At 45.0% G+C, this 19,343-nt stretch carries 19 protein-coding genes and 1 tRNA gene; 13 read left to right on the forward strand and 7 right to left on the reverse strand.

Annotated elements, in window-relative coordinates; genetic code table 11:
* On the forward strand, window positions 1–651 hold a 651-nt coding region (locus C7B77_RS29675), incomplete at its 5' end, for a hypothetical protein (protein WP_181243728.1).
* 429 nt (window positions 652–1,080) lie between these two features.
* Here the strand turns inward: C7B77_RS29675 and C7B77_RS06250 are convergent.
* Window positions 1,081–1,971: a ChaN family lipoprotein gene (locus C7B77_RS06250; protein ID WP_106301612.1), complete on the reverse strand. Its 891-nt coding sequence runs from the start codon at window positions 1,969–1,971 to the stop codon at window positions 1,081–1,083.
* A gap of 78 nt (window positions 1,972–2,049) precedes the next feature.
* On the opposite strand from C7B77_RS06250, the gene C7B77_RS06255 reads away from it, so the two are divergent.
* The 4 genes from C7B77_RS06255 (at window position 2,050) to C7B77_RS06270 (ending at window position 5,045) form a co-directional block, all read left to right on the forward strand.
* Window positions 2,050–2,541, forward strand: a complete 492-nt coding sequence (locus C7B77_RS06255) for an acyl-CoA thioesterase (protein WP_106301615.1) — start codon at window positions 2,050–2,052, stop codon at window positions 2,539–2,541.
* A gap of 137 nt (window positions 2,542–2,678) precedes the next feature.
* Window positions 2,679–4,274 (forward strand): Hsp70 family protein, encoded by a 1,596-nt coding sequence (locus tag C7B77_RS06260; RefSeq protein ID WP_106301618.1) that lies wholly within the window; start codon window positions 2,679–2,681, stop codon window positions 4,272–4,274.
* 169 nt (window positions 4,275–4,443) lie between these two features.
* A tRNA-Asp gene (locus C7B77_RS06265) sits at window positions 4,444–4,517 on the forward strand.
* Between the two features lie 111 nt (window positions 4,518–4,628).
* A complete protein-coding gene (locus tag C7B77_RS06270) occupies window positions 4,629–5,045 on the forward strand; it encodes a thiol-disulfide oxidoreductase DCC family protein (RefSeq protein WP_106301621.1) in 417 nt (138 codons plus the stop codon).
* 102 nt (window positions 5,046–5,147) lie between these two features.
* On the opposite strand, the gene chlG is transcribed toward C7B77_RS06270, so the two are convergent.
* Window positions 5,148–6,122 carry a chlorophyll synthase ChlG gene (gene chlG / locus C7B77_RS06275; protein ID WP_106301624.1) on the reverse strand — a complete coding sequence of 325 codons (975 nt, stop codon included), beginning with the start codon at window positions 6,120–6,122 and terminating at the stop codon, window positions 5,148–5,150.
* 302 nt (window positions 6,123–6,424) lie between these two features.
* Between chlG and panB the strand changes: the two genes are divergently transcribed.
* Together panB and C7B77_RS06285 are read left to right on the forward strand one after the other, a co-directional pair.
* Complete coding sequence (gene panB / locus C7B77_RS06280) at window positions 6,425–7,198, forward strand: 3-methyl-2-oxobutanoate hydroxymethyltransferase (RefSeq protein ID WP_106301627.1); 774 nt, start codon at window positions 6,425–6,427, stop codon at window positions 7,196–7,198.
* A gap of 235 nt (window positions 7,199–7,433) precedes the next feature.
* The gene (locus C7B77_RS06285) at window positions 7,434–8,078 is read left to right on the forward strand and encodes a bifunctional 4-hydroxy-2-oxoglutarate aldolase/2-dehydro-3-deoxy-phosphogluconate aldolase (RefSeq protein WP_106301657.1); all 645 of its coding nucleotides are present in this window, start codon (window positions 7,434–7,436) and stop codon (window positions 8,076–8,078) included.
* 1 nt (window position 8,079) lies between these two features.
* Here the strand turns inward: C7B77_RS06285 and C7B77_RS29680 are convergent, their stop codons facing one another.
* Together C7B77_RS29680 and C7B77_RS06290 are read right to left on the reverse strand one after the other, a co-directional pair.
* Complete coding sequence (locus C7B77_RS29680) at window positions 8,080–8,256, reverse strand: hypothetical protein (protein ID WP_181243729.1); 177 nt, start codon at window positions 8,254–8,256, stop codon at window positions 8,080–8,082.
* Window positions 8,257–8,395: 139 nt separating this feature from the next.
* Window positions 8,396–8,956: a hypothetical protein gene (locus C7B77_RS06290; protein ID WP_106301630.1), complete on the reverse strand. Its 561-nt coding sequence runs from the start codon at window positions 8,954–8,956 to the stop codon at window positions 8,396–8,398.
* Between the two features lie 183 nt (window positions 8,957–9,139).
* Between C7B77_RS06290 and C7B77_RS06295 the strand changes: the two genes are divergently transcribed.
* From C7B77_RS06295 to C7B77_RS06305, 4 genes are all read left to right on the forward strand, one after another.
* Window positions 9,140–9,634, forward strand: a complete 495-nt coding sequence (locus C7B77_RS06295; RefSeq protein WP_106301633.1) for an MEKHLA domain-containing protein — start codon at window positions 9,140–9,142, stop codon at window positions 9,632–9,634.
* 327 nt (window positions 9,635–9,961) lie between these two features.
* Window positions 9,962–10,870, forward strand: coding sequence for a carbohydrate binding domain-containing protein (locus C7B77_RS06300; RefSeq protein ID WP_106301636.1), 909 nt, complete (start codon window positions 9,962–9,964; stop codon window positions 10,868–10,870).
* A gap of 392 nt (window positions 10,871–11,262) precedes the next feature.
* Window positions 11,263–11,439, forward strand: coding sequence for a PEP-CTERM sorting domain-containing protein (locus C7B77_RS29120; protein ID WP_181243730.1), 177 nt, complete (start codon window positions 11,263–11,265; stop codon window positions 11,437–11,439).
* 196 nt (window positions 11,440–11,635) lie between these two features.
* The gene (locus C7B77_RS06305; protein WP_106301639.1) at window positions 11,636–12,445 is read left to right on the forward strand and encodes a sterol desaturase family protein; all 810 of its coding nucleotides are present in this window, start codon (window positions 11,636–11,638) and stop codon (window positions 12,443–12,445) included.
* A 14-nt stretch (window positions 12,446–12,459) separates the two neighbouring features.
* Here the strand turns inward: C7B77_RS06305 and C7B77_RS06310 are convergent, their stop codons facing one another.
* Both C7B77_RS06310 and C7B77_RS06315 read right to left on the reverse strand, forming a co-directional pair.
* On the reverse strand, window positions 12,460–13,968 hold the full coding sequence (locus tag C7B77_RS06310; protein WP_106301642.1) for a DGQHR domain-containing protein: 1,509 nt from the start codon (window positions 13,966–13,968) through the stop codon (window positions 12,460–12,462).
* Between the two features lie 90 nt (window positions 13,969–14,058).
* Window positions 14,059–15,063, reverse strand: a complete 1,005-nt coding sequence (locus C7B77_RS06315) for a PDDEXK nuclease domain-containing protein (protein ID WP_181243731.1) — start codon at window positions 15,061–15,063, stop codon at window positions 14,059–14,061.
* 257 nt (window positions 15,064–15,320) lie between these two features.
* Between C7B77_RS06315 and C7B77_RS06325 the strand changes: the two genes are divergently transcribed.
* Both C7B77_RS06325 and dndC read left to right on the forward strand, forming a co-directional pair.
* The gene (locus tag C7B77_RS06325) at window positions 15,321–16,529 is read left to right on the forward strand and encodes a DNA sulfur modification protein DndB (protein WP_106301648.1); all 1,209 of its coding nucleotides are present in this window, start codon (window positions 15,321–15,323) and stop codon (window positions 16,527–16,529) included.
* A gap of 96 nt (window positions 16,530–16,625) precedes the next feature.
* Window positions 16,626–18,179: a DNA phosphorothioation system sulfurtransferase DndC gene (dndC, locus tag C7B77_RS06330; RefSeq protein WP_106301651.1), complete on the forward strand. Its 1,554-nt coding sequence runs from the start codon at window positions 16,626–16,628 to the stop codon at window positions 18,177–18,179.
* Here the strand turns inward: dndC and C7B77_RS06335 are convergent.
* Window positions 18,176–19,045 (reverse strand): MBL fold metallo-hydrolase, encoded by an 870-nt coding sequence (locus C7B77_RS06335; protein WP_106301654.1) that lies wholly within the window; start codon window positions 19,043–19,045, stop codon window positions 18,176–18,178. The genes dndC and C7B77_RS06335 overlap by 4 nt on opposite strands.
* Window positions 19,046–19,343 lie beyond the last annotated feature (298 nt).

Genomic DNA, 19,343 nt, shown 5'->3' on the forward strand with positions numbered 1-19,343 from the left:
CCATATGGTTTAGACCCGATCGCGACGATTCCACCAGTTAGAGTCACCTCTAAAGCACCCAAAACCTTACTGCCAAAAGCAGCTACTGGAGCTACTCACTCCCTCGATCCGATCGCTGCTATTCCGGCTGGATTGCAACGGTTGTTGGGCAACAACATCAACAGTCAGCCACTACTGGCATCTACCCCAGTAACCAAAGTCAGTAGCAACAAATCGAGCGCGCTACTTGCTGTCAATCGGTTTGTATCCCCAACGGTTGCTACTGTCCGTCCGGCTAACCCAGTGAATCTACAATTAGCTACCGCTCAGGCTTACACGGCGAGCGTACCAAAATTTGATATTCCTGGCGATCGGTTATTAGCTGCCAGAACTGTCAAACCTGTTCGCAACTCGATAGTTGCCAAGAGCGAACGGCAGAACGTGACTACCGTCTCGATCGCGCGCAAGCGTAATTACGCACAGATCCTCGCCCCAACTCCACAACAGTCGTGGATGCTAGTCGATCGACGCAACAATTTGGGTGGATTGATTTTAGGCAGCACTCAACCTTTGAGCGCAGTGCCCAAAATGGCTAGTTTACTCCCAGCAGATACTCTCAAAACTTCTACAACGCTCGGATTACCAGCCAAATCTCTAGAAGGTGTCAACTAATTTCCGGTAGTTTCCAGGCGAGAGCGACAGAGCTTAAAACTCTGATGCTCCGATCTCAAAAGCCCTCCTAAATTTAAATTTAGGAGGGCTTTTGTGGAGATGTGCAGAGCTGGGTACTGATGAGTGTATAGGGTTTGGCTGTGAGGCAATCGACTTCTGCTTCCAGTCATACTAAATCCGCTTCACAAACCCTTCTTTTGCGATCGAAACCCTTCGCCCTCACCTGCGGTTTCGGCTCCCCTCTCCCAAGCTTGGGAGCGGCGCATCGAACGGGAGGTTCCCTCCCGTTTGTGTGCGACAAGAGAGAGGGGTTGGGGGTGAGGGCAAGATTAGGGGGTCTTACTCACCGGATTTGGTATCAGATAGCATTACGTACCGACATGCCGCAGCAACACAATCGCAGACATTCTCAAAATTTAGGATCGATTATCAATTATTTGCTGTTTCCCAAATAAAGTCCGCAGGTTTCGGCGATGTAAGTAAATCGCGATCGAGACTGAGTAAAACGGTCTTTTGGGTAAATTTCGAGCCACCTACTCGGCGTAAAACTCGATCGGGAATGCCATATCCATAAATAATATGCGAGCTACCTGCAATTACGACCTTTTGGTAACGAGGATTTTGCTTGACAAAATTAGCAACTCGCTCGGCCATCGTCTCATCCCATAGTAATTGGGCATTATAAAATCTGTCAAAACTTTTGCTAGAAATCGAAACAATCCCGGCATGTTGACGGTAACTACCCAAAATCATCTGCTGATATTTGGCGTTAGAGCGATCGATTTCCGTCAGTGGGGGGATCCATTGCCGCTCTGCTGCCGTGAGGCTCTCCAAGCCTTCTCTGGCTGCCTTACGCGTGATTTCGGTAGGGGTATTGAGGGCGATGACTGGCAAGCGATTGGCTTTAGCAAATTCTAGAATCGGCGCGTAATCTTCCCATTTATAACCCCAGCGTTTATCAAATTCTGATTGTACTCGCAACTCGGCGGCGGTAATTTTGCCCGCTAAATAACGATCGAGCAGTGGCTGCGCCGGACGCTGAAACATTTCCATGCCGATGGCAACTTGCGGATTATGCTGGAATAAAGCTTGAATAATTGACAGTTGATGCTGGCGATCGATCGGACGATCGTGAGTTTCGCCTAGATAAATGACATTGGCAGTTTTGAGCTGGGCGACGATTTGCTGTTGTTGCGATGTAAATCGGACCTCGCTTTGAGCGGACGAGTTGGCACTCGCAGTCGGCATCATCACGATCGTATTACTAGCTACAATTACAATTAACCCCCATACAAGTGCGGCAATCCGGCGTATATTCATATCAACGCTGCATACTATTATTCAGTTAACATAACGCACTACCTCATTGTCCGCATCACTAACCGCAGATAGATCGTCATGGCAGAAACTACGGATATTCGTTCTCAAATTCCCACAGAGAGTTCGATCGAAAAATTGAGCTACCAAGCCATGTCCGCCAACTGGTTTGAGTACCCGATCGTGGTACATCCCCATCATACCGACTATGGCGGGATTGTCTGGCATGGTACTTATCTTACCTGGATGGAAGAAGCTAGAGTCGAATGTTTGAAATCGATCGGGATTGATTTTGCCGATTTGGTGTCTCTAGGTTGCGATCTCCCCGTCGTCGATTTATCACTTCGCTATCACCGCTCGCTTAAAATGGGCGAGTCGGCGATCGTCAAAACCCGGACTATCGACATGGAAGGCGTGCGCATTATCTGGGAATATGAAATCCAATCAGTCGATCGGGAAGTTATCTACCTAACTGGAATGGTGACACTGGTGGCTGTCGATCGCGAAAAAGGTAAAATTATGCGTCAATTACCCAATACGGTTAAAGATGCCTTGGTGAAGATGCGAGAGTAGGTGGATTTAAGAACTTGGAACTTGTATGCAATCGCAGCAGTGAAGGCAAATCTAGATCTTACTTTAAATCGAGCCAAACTCGCCTTAAAATATCTGCCGTGGTAGGCTAAATAGTTAGAACCCTTACACCATGTGCTATGGCCATCGCGATCGATTTTGGGACTAGTAATACCGTCATCAGTCGTTGGAATGCAGCGACACAACAAGCCGAAACGGTAATATTACCGGGGTTATCCTTAGTTGGTGGCATGAATCCACCATTGATTCCCAGCTTGGTATATGTCGAAGATGGGAGTACGGAGCGAGTCTTACTAGGTCAAATGGTACGCGATCGCGGGTTGGATCTTCAGGGTGATAATCGTTATTTTCGCGGCTTCAAGCGGGGCATCGGTGCTCAGATTCAAGGATTTTTGCCCAAACTCGATGGGGTGTCGATGACATTCGAGCGGGTGGGCGAACTATTTCTGACGGGTATCCTCAAGCAGTTACAAAAGTCGTTAGATGTGGGCGAATCGTTGGTACTGACGGTACCTGTCGATAGTTTTGAGGTGTATCGCAACTGGTTGAGTGGCGTTTGCGATCTGCTCCCAGTCGAGCGAATTCGCCTCATAGACGAGCCGACAGCGGCGGCTTTGGGATATGGCATGACAGCCGCCGGAACGTTGTTAGTCGTCGATTTTGGGGGCGGGACGTTAGATTTATCGCTAGTGCAGCTTACCAAGCAAGTGCAACAAGGCAAAAAGCCGCTCGGATTCTTGCTCAAGTGGGGAGACAAATCGCTCGAAGCGGCGACTCAACAGCCTCAGTTGGCGCGGGTAATTGCCAAAGCTGGGCAAAATTTGGGCGGGACGGATATCGATAATTGGGTGGCGCAGGAATTAGCTCAAGTGCAGGGCATAAAAGTAACGCCACTAATTACCAGATTGGCAGAAAAGTTAAAAATTCAACTCTCGTTGCAAACTACGGCAGCGGAAGCATATTTTGACGATCGCACGTTTGATAGTTACGAGTTTAGTTTGACACGCGATCGCTTCGAGGAAATTTTAACATCCCATCAATTTTTCGACAGATTGGATGAATCGATGACTCAAGTCCTCCAACAAGCCAGACGTCAAGGCATCGAAACTAACGATATCGATGGTGTATTATTAGTCGGCGGTACCGTCCAAATTCCTGCCGTGCAAACTTGGGTGCGTCAGTATTTTGATGAAACTAAATTACGCCAATCGAAACCATTTGAAGCGATCGCTCACGGTGCTTTACAATTACTCCAAGGCATCGAAGTCCGAGATTTTCTCTATCATAGTTATGGCGTGCGCTATTGGGATAAGCGACGCAACGCCCATAATTGGCACCCAATTATTCAATCGGGACAACCTTATCCCATGTCCGAATCTGTCGAATTAACCCTCGGTGCATCGCGCGAAAATCAACCCAGCATCGAATTAATTATCGGCGAATTAGGAGCCACAACTGGCGGTACCGAAGTTTATTTCGATGGCGACAGGTTGATTACCCGCTGTCTCACTGGCGGCGTCAAAGATGTCAAATCTTTAAACGATCGCGAGGGTGCCAGAAGTATCGCCCAACTCGAACCAGCAGGCTATCCCGGCACCGATCGCGTCAAGGTAAAATTTAATGTCGATCGCGATCGACAGCTACGCATTACTGTCGAAGATTTACTCACAGATCGAATACTTTTAGCCGACGGGATCGTTGCCGAATTAAGTTAATTAAAATTTAGGCGTTGCTGGATTCAGGTCTGAAAAGCTAGAGATGGGAGGCGGGGTGAGGGCAAAATCTATGCTTCATACATCAATCCAGCAACGCCCGCCAACACTTTAACGCCAAGTAGTTGACATCCTTGCGTAGAAAGTGCATAATTGTATCTGTTGAATAAATGGGACTGTAGCTCAGTTGGTTAGAGCGCGCGCCTGTCACGCGCGAGGTCGCGGGTTCGAGCCCCGTCAGTCCCGTCCCAGTTTAGGTTACAACAAGGTGCCTGTTTAAGCCAAGAGTCAAACTCGAGTAGCTTAAGCAGGCACCTTTGTTACACTATGAATAGTATCAATTTATAGTTAGTGTCGATGTCTTACTATGCGATCTATGATGGCAACTGCAACCTGTGCGTCACCTTCGTACAGCAACTAGAACAACTAGATCGTGGCAAGATCTTTCAATATATCCCCATGCAAGACACTCTTACCCTCAGCGAACTGGGCGTCACAGCTCAAGATTGCGAACAGGGAATGATGTTAATTAACGCCGCCGAACCGAGCCAACGCTGGCAAGGTAGCGCAGCCGCAGAAGAAATTGGCAAACTATTGCCAGGAGTCGATTTAGCAGTCGATCTCTATCGATGGGTACCTGGATTAAAATGGTTGGGCGATCGCGGTTATCTTCAGATTCGCGACAATCGTTATGCTTGGTTTGGCAAACGCGATCGCACTTATTTATCACCCTATCAGTTTAAGAGTTGTCAGGACGATCGCTGCTCGGTATGAGCGCGATCGATCGCATCAAAAAATACCCGATGGATCGAGTTCGATCCATCGGGTATCTAGTAAATTCGATGAAATAATACTTTAATCTGTCAATCTTGCTATCTAAACACGACCGAAAGCTAGTCCAGCTACTAACATTCCAATAACGAGAAAAGGTTGCGCGCTCGCTTGATATTTGACATCATTTTCGAGCGGGTTGCGCAGGAAATACATATCTTGGAATGTAATCTGCGGGATGATTAATAAGAATAAAATTGCCGCATAGAGATTTTGGTGAATCGTAATCAGATAAACACCTATTCCTGCTTGGAAAATATCAATCATTAATACGCAAATCCAAGCAGCCTTATCGATACCAAACATGACTGGAAGCGACTTTAAACCAAATTGCTTATCGCCTTCGACACTTTTAAAATCATTGACGATCGCGATGCCCAGTCCGGCTAAACTATAGAACAACGTCATGATAACTATCGTCCAATTTAGCGTCCCAAATAAAGCATGACCAGCCCACCAAGGTAAGGCAATATAACTCGCACCCAACGCATATGTACCCAACCAACCATTTTGTTTTAATTTTAATGGTGGAGCCGAATAAATATAAGCGACAAATGCACCGCCAATCGCCAAACAAGTCATGACAGGGAAATCATGATTTACGGCTCGATCGAGAATATAGGCAACGCCAATGCCGCCAATTAATAACACAAAAATTTGGACGATTACCTGAGAGCCAGAAATTGCCCCTGAAGGAATCGGACGATAAGGTTCGTTGACAGCATCGATCTCGCGATCGTACCACTCATTGACAACTTGAGTATAACCAGTCAATAATGGCCCCGACATCAGCATACACAAGGCCGCTTTGAGCACATTCTCGATCGACCAAGTATACTCGCCAGACGACGCCGCACCGCACACAACCCCCCACATCAAAGGAATCCAGGTAATCGGCTTCATCAACTGCAACCGAATTTTCCAAATCGAAGCCGCCTCCGTCGAAGCTCCCTTCATCCCCAACATTTGTCGCGTCTTGGCACTCTTGGCTTCAACTGGCTCGACTGGTAAATCGCTCATAATAATTAATTTAAGGTTGCTATTTTAGTCTCTGTGCTAGTAGTAAGCCCTAAACTAGAGTGTATAACTACCAAAGCTCTCAGTCAAATTTAGGCTTTAGGCTTTAGGCTTTAGGTTTTAGGCTTTAGGCTTTAGGCTTTAGGTTTTAGGTTTTAGGCTTTAGGCTTTAGGCTTTAGGCTTTAGGCTTTAGGCTTGGAACTGCGTTCCAATTCCACCCATCCACTCATCCACTCATCCACTCATCCACTCATCCACCCATCCACCCATCCACCCATCCACCCATCCACCCATCCACCCATTCATGCCCACAGTTCGCCAGTTGTTGCAATATAAACCGAACGGAAAACAAATCGTCGCGCTGACGGCGTGGGATTTTGCGATCGCGCAAATTTTGGATGAAGCTGGAGTAGATCTGATTCTCGTTGGCGACTCGCTGGCGATGGTAGTATTGGGGTACGAAAATACCCTTCCGCTAACGCTCGATGAAATAATTCACCATGCCAAAGCCGTCAAGCGCGGTGTCAAAAATGCGCTGATTGTCGTCGATCTGCCATTTCTGAGCTATCAAACTAGTACTGAGGTCGCGATCGCGTCGGCAGGTAGAATCCTTAAGGAGACAGGCGCACAGGCGGTGAAGCTCGAAGGTGGACATCCGGCAATGGTAGCAACAATATCGCGACTGGTGGAAATCGGGATTCCGGTAATGGGACATATCGGCTTGACGCCGCAATCGGTGCATCAATTGGGCTATCGCCAACAGGGACAAACCGAAACCGATCGCGAACGGTCGATCGAATCAGCACTAGCCTTAGAAGCAGCAGGGGCATTTTCGATCGTGCTCGAACATATTCCAGCCGATTTAGCCAAATCGATTTCCCAAAAACTCTCGATTCCGACAATCGGCATTGGTGCAGGCGCAGACTGCGACGGACAAGTATTAGTGACGGCAGATCTATTAGGTTTAACACAGCGACAACCACCTTTTGCTAAGGCTTATGTCAATTTACGCGCAACGATCGCCCAAGCAGTGCAGGATTATAGTGCTGAGGTGAAAAAGGGAAGGGGAGAGGGGTAGATGGGTGGATGGGTGGATGGGTGGATGGGTGGATGGGTAATGAGTAATGAGTAATGAGTAATGAGTAATGAGTAATGAGTAATGAGTAATGGGTAAAACTTCCCTCTAGTACCTAAAGCCTCATCCCTATTCCCTAAAACCTAAAGCCTAAAACCTAAAGCCTAAAGCCTAAAGCCTAAAGCCTAAAGCCTTATCCCTATTCCCTATCCCCTATCCCCTATCCCCTAAGAAGATGATGCCCAGCTACGGGGACAATTGGTTAAAGCTTGTCAAACAAGAGCGAATTATTGCGGTGATTCGCTCTTGCGATCTGCGAATCGGGATTGAGATGGCGCGGGCGGTGGCGGCTGGGGGGATTAAATTAATTGAAATTACGGCTAATAGCGATCGACCGTGGGAATTAATTGAGTCGCTGCGGGCGGAACTACCGGATTGTTCGATCGGGACGGGGACGATCTTGAGTCTAGCCGATGTCCGCAATGCGATCGCCTGTGGGGCTGAATATATGTTTACACCACACGTCGATCTGAGTTTAATTCAAGCTGCCATTGCTGCCGAAATCCCGATCGTGCCTGGAGCCTTGACGCCAACCGAAATTATCACAGCATGGCAAGCTGGCGCGACTGCGGTGAAAGTCTTTCCCATTCAAGCGGTGGGTGGGGTGAGTTACTTACAAGTATTACAGGGGCCGATCGGCCAAATTCCGCTGATTCCGACTGGCGGCGTAACAGATCGCAATGCCCCTGACTTTTTAGCTGCTGGTGCGGTGGCGGTAGGATTATCCGGCTCATTGTTTCCCCCGGCTGAAGTTTTGCGAGAAGATTGGCAGAGTATCCGCGATCGCGCCAACAATTTATTTATGAGAATAAAAGACGTCTAATTTAGATGAGATCGAAGCGATAACAAACTACTGTAAATATGGTGGCGATCGCCGTAATCGCGATCGCCATTGCCGGATGTTGTCCTTGAGCGATCGCAAACGTCGTGACTACGCCAGCACCGATTGCAGCAGGCAGAGCGACATCGAATAAGGTACGACCGGATTTACTTTTATACATAGTTTTTCAATTAGTGAGATTGGATAATAATTAAACTTTTGCAAATAGTGATTAGCAGCTTATCATCCGATTCGATCGTCACCAATTGAAACTATGAGATTTTGAAATCAATATTGATAATTAGATATAATTCTTCATCTTATCCAGGAATAACTGGCTCCAGATCCTCATCGCACAGATCGCTTAATTTGATGGCGGTATCGGCATCGACGTAAACCAAAATCATCGCTTGCTCGTTATCGAGTGTATAAAATTGACACCCATCGCGCTGAATATCTTCCATCACATACGAAAGCGCGAGCATATCTGCCCAGTCATCATTGGATTCGATCTCCCAGTGCCGCCTATTCTCCCCTAATGTATACTCTAGCCAGCATTCACCTTCATCTAGATCGATATAGTCCACAATCTCTTGTAGGTAGTCTGCATCGCCACCGAGCAGACAAAGTTGTCGGACGATCTCAACATAATCGCCAGTCGCAGAGATGCGTTCGGGATCGAAATTCCAGACACGGTTGCAAATTCTGCGTCCTTTCGGCTCCCGTTCTACTTCCGAGCCGAAAGTAAACAGCAATAGCTTAAAAGGATCGGACTCTAATGTTTGTCGATCGAATGAAAACAGGATATCCTCGATCGTTATCTCAGGATTGAGGATGAGTCCTAATTCGGCTAATTTAGCTAACTGTGCCTCTAATTGCAAAATTGGTTTACTCCCAGAAAGTTAGATGGCGATCGTGATACCTCTTTTAAGCGTAGCGCAAATATTCTGGCTTTCTGGCTGAAATAGCCGTGGGTGCGATCGATTAGATTAAAATTGGTGGAGACCGAGCGAGATTAGCCTCAGGCGGTTAGTCTCGCTGTTGAAAAATAACCGATCGCATCGATGCTTGCAATTCCTAGTCACGAGAACAACTATCATCGAGAGCATGTTTTACTGCTGCTGGAAAATTTAAACAGATGGACGGGTTACGATCTCATCGCCGATTATGGCTTTTCATTAGATACATTAGGCTCGCAAGTATTTAATGCCGACTTCTATCTATTAAGTCATAATAACGCTGCCGATCCCATTTTGACTTATGGAAATCAGCAAGTATTAGCACAGTGGGAAGTTTCTTGGGCAGAAATAACAACCATGCACTCTAGAGAGACTGCCAAACCAATCGATCGCGCGGAGCGATCTGCAATGATGGCACGAGTTAAGGTCGATAATTATATCAATGGCTATAGTGGCGTTCGCATTAGCAAAACTGGAAAAGAATTTACCATCTCAGACGGAATTGTCTGGAATGTTTTTACAGCAAATGGCGTTTTTTATGGGCAGGCTGCTTGGTTTAAAGAAGTTGAAAATCGCCCGATCGATACGAATTCGATCTAATAAAAATCGGCTGCTTCGATCTCCTGGTAACGATCGAAGTCAGCCGAAACCCGATCGATTGGTATCTTCTCGATCGGAAATTACCCTGTAACTGCACGAACGACTATTTCGAGCGGACGTTACTCAGCAAAATTACTGAGTACCTTTGTTTTTTTACGTTACTCGCACGCACTGGGATCGGTCAAAACGTATTAGTTTATAGCACTTGACTAGTATTGACAAGACGATCGTTGCAAGATAAGCTGATTACGATTTTAAGCTATTTGGCTTAGGCATAATCGATCGACTTCAAAGGCAGCGACTGGGTAACTTGTAAGGAGACAAATTATGAATGCAACGCTTAGAGCTGCGATCGGCGGATTATCCGCGATCGGCCTCTGTACGACTAACTTATCCGCTCAAGCGGTAACTCTGGTTAATGGTGACTTTAGTCAGAATAACCTCACTAGTACTACTCTCACAGAACGAGGAATCGCAGGGAATCCTCCTCTAGGAACGGGTTCTTCGGGCATACTCACTAACACGGCTACTGCTACTGGATGGAGTTTTGGTAGTGGATTGAATTGGCTGGTTTCGATGGGGAATGCTTACCGAGATAATTTGAATATCAAAGGCGGACGAGGTGACGGTACGCAGCAAATGTATGGTAATACTCCAATTCTCAATCCGATTGTTGGCTCACAAAACTTTGGCACGACCAATGGTTTTTATGTAGTTGCAGATGGCGACCCTGGCTTTGCAAGTACGATTACGCAAACAGTTTCTGGGCTAACACCAGGACAGTTATATGCTGTCAGCTTTTATCAAGCAGCCGGACAGCAAAGAACCTTCGAGGGTGGCACGATCGAGCAGTTTGCAGTTAATTTGGGCAGTACGGTCTTGACTACATCAAATTACAAAACTGCTGGGAAGTTGTCACGACTAATGTCGCCGATCCAACCTTACGGGCCAGGACGAGATGTAGATGTAACACTACCGAGTGGTCAAACAAATACGGCTACTGCCGTCAGTCCTTGGCAGCAGGAGACGCTGACATTTACAGCCGATGCTGCCTCTACTACGCTCTCGTTCTTGGCAGTCGGATTGCCTGGTGGCAAGCCGCCATTTTCGCTGTTAACTGGCGTTAGCGTCACTGCCGTCCAGGCTCCCGAACCTTTCACAATTATCGGTACGATTGTAGGCGGTGCAGCAGCTTTGGGGTTGAGAAAGAAACTAAAATCTGACAAAAATACCTAAATAAGTCCTGAAGTGTTTGAATTCGTAGCTGTTTTACTTAAAGAAGTTGAGAGTCGCGCCATCGACACGAGTTTGAGCTAATAAAAAGCAGCTTCGATCGATCGATTGCCTAGCAACGATCGATCGATTCTAAAGGTAGCAATTGGGTAACAGGTAAACCATATGATGTAACATTTTATCAGGCTGCTGGACAGCAAAGAACATTTACTGGCGCGACAACCGAAAGATGGCGGGTCTGTCTCGATACAAGTATTCTGAATTACGATACTACTGGCGCACAACTCGCAAAAACTCAGCTATCAACTATCAATATATTTCCAAATACAGCTACGCGGGTAACCCCTTGGCAAAAACAGAAACTAACATTCACCGCTAATAGCACTAGCGATATCTTGACGTTCTTGGCAGTTGGCACTCCAGCCGGAAAACCACCATTCTCTCTGTTATCTAGTGTCTCGGTTACACCTACTCCCGTTCCCGAACCTTTGACGATTATCGGTACGATCGTCGGCGGTACGGTCGCGCTGCGGCTGAGAAAGAAACTATCTAAATCTACCAAAAATGCCTAAATAAATCCTCAATTGTTTGAATTCCTAGCTATAACTTTTAATTAGTAATTCAAATACTAGAAAGTTTACTAACAACCGAGCTTTACCGATCGTCACGATCGAAACGCATTTTCGGTTGAGGTTGCGCCATCATTAAGCACAACCTCAATTTGTTTTAGCAAGATTTTTAACCCAAACTTATAGACGGTTTGATAACATGCAACAGTATCTACCATCATTAGCATTAGAAATCTTCAGCTTATGTACTTGGTTGGTAATTATCGCGATCGTCTTTATCCCGCTAGAACGGCTGTGCGCCCAGCAAAAACAACCAGTTTTGCGGAAAGAATTTTTCATCGACTTGGGTTATTACTTCCTCAATAGTCTGCTGCCCAAATTGCTGCTAATTATCCCCATGTCGATCGTCGCTGCGGCAGTTCATCAGATCGAACCCAGCGGCATTTATACTTGGGTAGCAGCACTACCATTGCGAGTTCGGTTCGTCCTCGCGATAATTGTCGGCGAATTTGGTGCGTATTGGGGTCATCGCTGGTCGCATGAGATTCCCTGGCTCTGGCGGTTTCATGCCATCCACCATAGTTCGGAAGAGATTGACTGGTTGGTAAATACTCGCGCCCATCCGTTGGATATGTTTTTTGGACGGTTTACGGGCTTAGTCCCGATCTATCTATTAGGTTTGGCACAGCCAACGGCAGATTCTGCGGACATCGTACCGCTCCTATATTCGGTAGTTGGTACCGTCTGGAGTTTCTGGGTTCACGCAAATATGAATTGGCGGTTTGGGTTTATCGAACGGTTGCTGGCTACGCCTGCTTTTCACCATTGGCATCATACGAATGATGGTGCGGAGTATATCAACAAAAACTATGCCGCAATTTTGCCGATTATAGATATCCTCTTCGGTTCATTTTATCTTCCCAAACATCGCTGGCCGCAGAAATATGGGATCGAAATGCCGATCGAGCCAAGCTTGACCGGACAACTTTTACAACCATTAAAATGGTAGTCATGTAGATTTGCTTATGTCAATACAGGTGGCAACCCAACCGCCTTGGGCGTAACTAATTCACCCTCAAAACTCATCGCATATTCACCGATAGTTCTCGCTTCAGCAACTTGACGGCGGAGTTCGGCTCGATCGAAATCATTATCTACGCCGCCTAGTAAATATACAATCAACTTAGCCGCTAAATCGCGCCCAGATACCAGAATGCGTTTCTTATTAGGGTCGAATAAAATCCCATACCACAGAGATTGGGGCAAATTAATATTACTAAACCCACCATCGGCATCATAGCGATCGAGTTTACGGAAAACCTCAGTTTCAGCCATTTGTTTTTTAAAAACCGCCATTCCCACCCCTTGAGCGAAAGCAACTTGTCCGACGGGGCGAAATAATAAATGTCCCTCACCACTATCGATTTCAAAACTAAATCGACGCAATTTGCTCGTATCTTCTCCTTTGAGCCGTCCGTAACTGGTAAATTGAGATAACTTATCGAATAACTGACTAAAAAACTCAATTCCCACTTCTAATTCGGCGGTATCTGGACGCAACGGCACCAAACCTTTCTGCGCTTTAGGCTTCCACTGTGGGAACCGATATTGCAGATATTTCGCCGCCATATCTTGCAACGCTTGCAGAGTTGTCAGCACGGTAGTTTTAGTCGCCACCGTCGCACTATCCCAATTCACTCGCGGGTTGCGTCCTGGCAGATCTTTTAATAACGGATGATTGACAGCAATCTGTCTTGCCACGATCGCAAAACCATCATTTTCATCTAATTGCGCTAATTGTCCTTTACTCAACGCGATCGCCATCAGATTAACATGGACGAAGATCGATCGAACTCTACGGCGCGCCTCTAATTGCGTCTCACCTTTTACCACCGCCGAGATAAATTCGATCCCGATCGTTTCCTGCGGTAAACTTTCTAAATATTCTTCAGATGTCCCCAATTCTGCGAGCGTAATTTTATTACCCACTGGATGCCGCTCTTTATTATATCGAGGCAATTCACCCGCGCGTAATAACTCCATCAATCCCTGTACGCCCATCAACCGATGTTGTCCGTCGAGAGCATAAATTCGCACGGATTCGCCCACATCTAATAACCCGAAACTATTATTACCATCGATCGGCATAAATATCGCTGCCGACTCCGTTGCTTTACCGCCTCTCCCCCACTCATTCGCATGAATATTATCAACCCAATCCCGATCGATCGTCACTAGTACGGGTGGGAATTTATGAGTAGTTCGTCCTGCTAAATATTGAACTAAAGCAGCCTGTCTGCTCCAATCTAGCGGACGCTGTTGGATAACTTCGATACTGTCGCTATCGATCGAGATGTTCTTATCTTGAGGCTGATGTCGATCGGATAGCAAACTCATCTCCGAGGCATATTTTACTCGATCGGCCAACCATTGCAGCGTCACAGAGCCGATATAAGCCTCGCTACCACCCATATTGGTACGTTGGACGAGGATTTCATTAGGCTGAAGGTTCGGAATCTTGCTAGCTGGCATTGTCAAGGGCTGAGTGAAGTTACCGCAACTAGACTAGCAGCTTTCCCGCCACCCCCTCCAGAGGTTTTTAAAAACTTAACAGACGATTTTTTAGTGCTGGCTAATATCTTCTTTAGCTGCTAGTAATTCATAAAACTCGTTTAATTTTCGACGGAGAGTTTCTTTAGGAATGAGTTTAATTTCATATTCAGCAACGATCGTAGGGCTAAGGGAACGGCTCAAGGCATATTCAATAACTTCATCATCTTTATCGCGGCACAGTAACACGCCAATGCTGGGATTTTCATGAGTTTTTTTAACATCTCGATCGAGAGCTTCAAGGTAAAATTCTAATTGCCCCAGATGTTCTGGCTTGAATTTATCGATCTTGAGTTCAAAAGCAACCAGGCTTTGCAGTTCGCGGTGATAGAACAGTAAATCGATAAAAAAATCAGTATTGCCAACTTGAAGGCGATATTCCTGCCCCATAAAAGAGAAATCGCGTCCGAGTTCGAGGATAAAGTCTTTGAGGCAAAGAATGAGTGAGGTTTTGAGGTCGTTTTCAGAGTGGCTGGGAGGCAAGTTTAAGAAATCTAGGATGTAGCTATCGCGAAATACTCCAGCTAATTTCTGGGGCTGCGATTGGTTAGCTACTGGTAATTTAGCGTCGGCTAGTAGGGTACGCTCGAAGATACCGCTATTGATTTGTCTTTCTAGTTCGCGGGTTGTGTATCGTTCGGTGGCGGTAAGTTGGATATAGAACAGTCGCTCTGCTTCAGTTTTGCAGCGCGACATGATGATGCGGTGGTGAGTCCAGTTTAATTGCGTCCGCAGTGCGGACGCAATTTCAGGATAGGTTTCGTAAAATTGGCGCATCCTTTCTAGATTGCGCTTTTCAAATCCTTTGATGCCAGGTTCTTGGGTTTGGATGAATGCGGCAAGCTGTTCGATTGCTTTTTGACCCCATTCAGTTGTCTTCAATCGTTCGCTGATATATTTACCAATGCTCCAATAGAGTTTGATGAGTTCTTGGTTGCTGGTCGCAATGACGTAATTTTGAGCGGTTCTGATGAGATCGAGAATTTCGGTAAATTGGGGCTGCAATTTATCTGTCATGACTCTGATATTAGTTTTGGACAAGGATTTTGTGGGGATGGATGCGGGGAATCTTGCTGGCTGGCATTGTCACTGTTTTATTACAAAAGTCAAGATCGCAATTATTTGCACTTATCACCTACTATATGGACTGATGATACAGTATTTTTGCTTATATTTTTACAAATCAGCTCATTTTTGAGCTGCAATGCCTTGACAAATGCTTTTTCGCGGATTATCGTGTTTGTTATGGATAACTACAAAAAGTATCAATCTTTATGGATAACAAACGTTCGAGTGCTAATGTAATTCCGCTACCAACTGCAAAAGATGCACAGGAGCAGGCTTATCAAGATTCGATGACTTCTGGCGCAAGGACATTTATTTGTCATGTATATGAGCAAGGTCAACGAACTCATCTAGCATTCTCGCTATCATTATCAATGCTACTAGAACTTGCAAGGTTAAATAGTGCAGATGGAAAAAAGAACAAATCGAATGTTGACGAGATGATAAATCGTCCATTAATGCAAAATCATGTCAAAGAAATTGCTAAGTACTTAACAGAAACACCTTCTTATATTTTGCCACCATTTATTTTCAATTCAGATACTCCTATCAAAGTTTTCACTTTCGGTGAAGGCCCTGTTAAATGTGGATACGCATTAATTCCTAGTAATATTGCTTTGTATGTTACAGATGGGCAGCATCGTCTAGAAGCAATTAAAAAGGCAATAGTAATTAAGCCAGAATTACATAATGATAGCGTTACTGTTTTGGTGGTTCAAGAAGATGATATCGATCAAATTCATCAAGATTTTGCAGATTGTTCTAAAAATGAACCAATACCAGCCGCATTACGTGCATCATTTGACGTAAGTGATTTTCTGTCTAAAATCAGTAGAGATCTTACAAAGCAACTAAATATATTCAATGGTAGAATTGATAAAATATCAAAGACTGTTGGCAAAGACCCAGATTATATTTTTACAATGAATCAGTTAAGAGCTGGTGCATCTGAATTTTTGTATGGAGACAGTAAAAAGCTTGACTCTTACACTGAAGAACGCGATGGAAAATACCAAATGCTTCTAGATAAAACCAAGCTTTTCTATACTGAATTTGCAGTTAACAATACAACATGGAGTCTTTTATGCCAACCACACTCTCAATCGACTAACTTTGTAAATCTATACAATTTACGACAAGAGAGAATTGATTTTAATTCGGTAGGATTTCAAATAATCAGCAGAATTGGGCATTTGATATTTTTTGAAAACAATTTTAGTGATGAACAGAATAGTCTACTAATCAAGGCATTAGCTAGTTTAGACTATCGTCGCAGTTGTATTTTATGGCACAATAGCGTTGTAATTGATGATGATAAGGGTGGAAAGAAAATAATTTCTCAAAGAGCTGCGATTACAAAAGCTCTCAAAGTTGCTATCGCTGAAGTTGAAAAACAAACAGGAATAAGTCTAAATTAATAATTAACCTGATTATTGATATACTGTTTATGGTGGGTTGCGTGCAACTCACCTATTTGCATTATTGCAAAATTGTATACTCAGAGACTATCTTGTATGACAGAAGCTACCACACTACCACCCGAACAGCGCAGTGTCGCAGATTTCATAGAAGATGTTAGTAAGTTAACTGTTGAAATCCAAGAACTTTATTGCAGCGACAGTATCCCGTGGATTTTAGGTGTATCTTGGGGGAAAGATTCTAGTACTATTTTACAGCTTGTTTGGAACGCGATCGCGACATTAGCACCCGAACAACGTAAAAAAAAGGTTTACGTAATTACTACCGATACTCAAGTAGAAAATCCGATCGTATCTAATTGGGTTCGTCGTTGTATCGAGCAAATAAAATCTCAAGCAGAATTACTTCAACTGCCGATCGAGGCACACTTACTTAAACCAGTAGTAAAAGATTCGTTCTGGAGTAATTTAATTGGTAAGGGTTATCCGGCACCTAGAAATGGATTTAGATGGTGTACCGATCGATTAAAGATTAATCCTGCCAATCGGTTTATTCGTGAAGTGGTGCAGGCAAATGGTGAAACTATCCTAGTTTTAGGTACTCGCAAAGCAGAAAGTAATAAACGTGCGATGACGATGAAGAAGCATGAGAAAAATCGAGTTAGAGATTATCTCAGCCCTAATGCCCGTTTACCTAATTCGTTAATTTATAGTCCGATCGAGGATTGGCGTACCGATGAGGTATGGATGTATCTGATGCAATTTCCCAATCCTTGGGGTGGGAATAATCAAGACTTATTCAGCCTCTATCGCGGCGCGACTGCCGATAATGAATGTCCGTTAGTTGTCGATACATCTACACCTAGTTGTGGCGATTCTCGCTTTGGTTGCTGGGTGTGTACGCTGGTGAATAAAGATAAATCGATGGAGGCAATGATTCAAAATGATGAAGACAAAGAATGGTTGCAACCATTATTAGATATTCGGAATGAATTAGATATTTATGACGATCGCGATAAGCGAGATTTTAGACGCATATATGGTAGAGTCGAACTATTCGAGCGCAAGTCTAAAGATGGTACCGAAATAGCACCGATTCCTGGGCCTTATACTAAGTTTTGGCGCGAACATTGGTTGCGACGGGTGCTGGAAGCACAGGTACAAATTCAGCAAACTGCACCAGCAGATATGCAGGATATCACCCTGATTACTGATGAAGAGTTAGGGGAAATTAGACGCATTTGGCTGGAAGAAAAACACGAATTTGACGATAGTTTACCGCGAATTTATGAAGAAGTAATGGGCAAACCGTTTAAAGATACTCGCATTCAGGAAAAGAAACTATTAGGCGGCGATGAATGGTCGATCTTAGAAGAGATCTGTAGCGACGATGCCATGCACCTAGAATTGATGGCAAAATTGCTCGATACCGAACGCCAACATTCCACAAAATCGCGGCGGGGAGTTTTTGAAAACCTCGAAAAGTGTTTCGATAGTAGTTCTCGATCGAAAGAAGAAGCAATTGCGATCGCACATGAAAAGCGAGATCTTAAAGATGCTGTCAACGAAGGAAATGTCGAAAAGGTCAAGCAATTAACCTGGGCGCAGATGAAGTTTCAAAAAGAGGAAGAAATCGATTCGATCGATTAATTGGCGATCGATACCCGCTCGGTTACCAAAATTTTCATCCCTTCTTTTGCCACGATCGATTCGGAAAAAATTCGTTTCGATTGTAACTCAACTGCATCCATGAATCGATCGTCATGACTGGGATCGTGGTGGAAAATTACCAGCTTTTTGACTCGTGCGGCTTGGGCAATTTTCACACCTTCTTGCCATGTCGAATGTCCCCAGCCGACCTTACTAGTTTGGGGATGATAATACTCTTCATTGGTATAAGTAGAATCATAAATTAGCACGTCAGCTCGCTCGGCTAATGCCAATACATTGCGATCGAGTCCAGTGCTAAAGTGTTCGGTATCGGTAATATAAGCAACGGCATAATCTTGCCAGCTCACGCGATAGCCCATCGCTCCACCAGGATGATTTAATTTGCCTGTGGAGACAGTAACTTCGCCTAAATTAATTTTGTCGCCATAATCGAGATTGTGAAAGCGTAAATTGGCACCCATTACCTGCAATGGTACTGGAAAATTAGGCTGATTCATCTGATCGTGCAGACGGTGTTCGATCGTTACGCCATGGGGAATTACACCACCATAAATATCAAATTCATTACCCTCCATAAATGCTGGAGAAAAGAAGGGGAAACCTTGAATGTGATCCCAATGTGAGTGTGAAAAAAATAGATGTCCGTTGATGGGAAGGTGACTCATTAATGATTGTCCTAAGACATGAATCCCCGTTCCTGCATCAAAAATCAGCCGATAACCACCCACTAACATTTCCACGCAGGGCGTATTACCACCGTAGCGCACGGTGGCGGCTCCAGGACAAGCGATACTCCCGCGTACTCCCCAGAAATTAATGATAAATTGGTCTTCCAGTTTGGACATGGATCGAATCGGTGGACGGGTGAGAGTTGACAATTTTGAGACATGTGTTGCAACGGTATCGTCCATCTTGAGGCTCCACATTGCCACGTTAATACAGTCAAAAGCTGTAGATTCGCCGATATGAGCTAGACAATACTCTCCCTGTAGGCTGCTGCGTGCCGCTAAAAAGTAGCTTTGTTGGAGGTTGGTTTACCCCCCAACCTTTTATAAGGGGAGGGCTGGGGTGGGGCAAGGGACTACGCAGCAACACCTTCAATCTTGACAATCGGTAACTCTCCAGCCAGAATCTAACTTATTA

It is taken from the genome of Chamaesiphon polymorphus CCALA 037, from assembly GCF_003003845.1.
Classification (GTDB): Bacteria; Cyanobacteriota; Cyanobacteriia; order Cyanobacteriales; family Chamaesiphonaceae; genus Chamaesiphon; species Chamaesiphon polymorphus.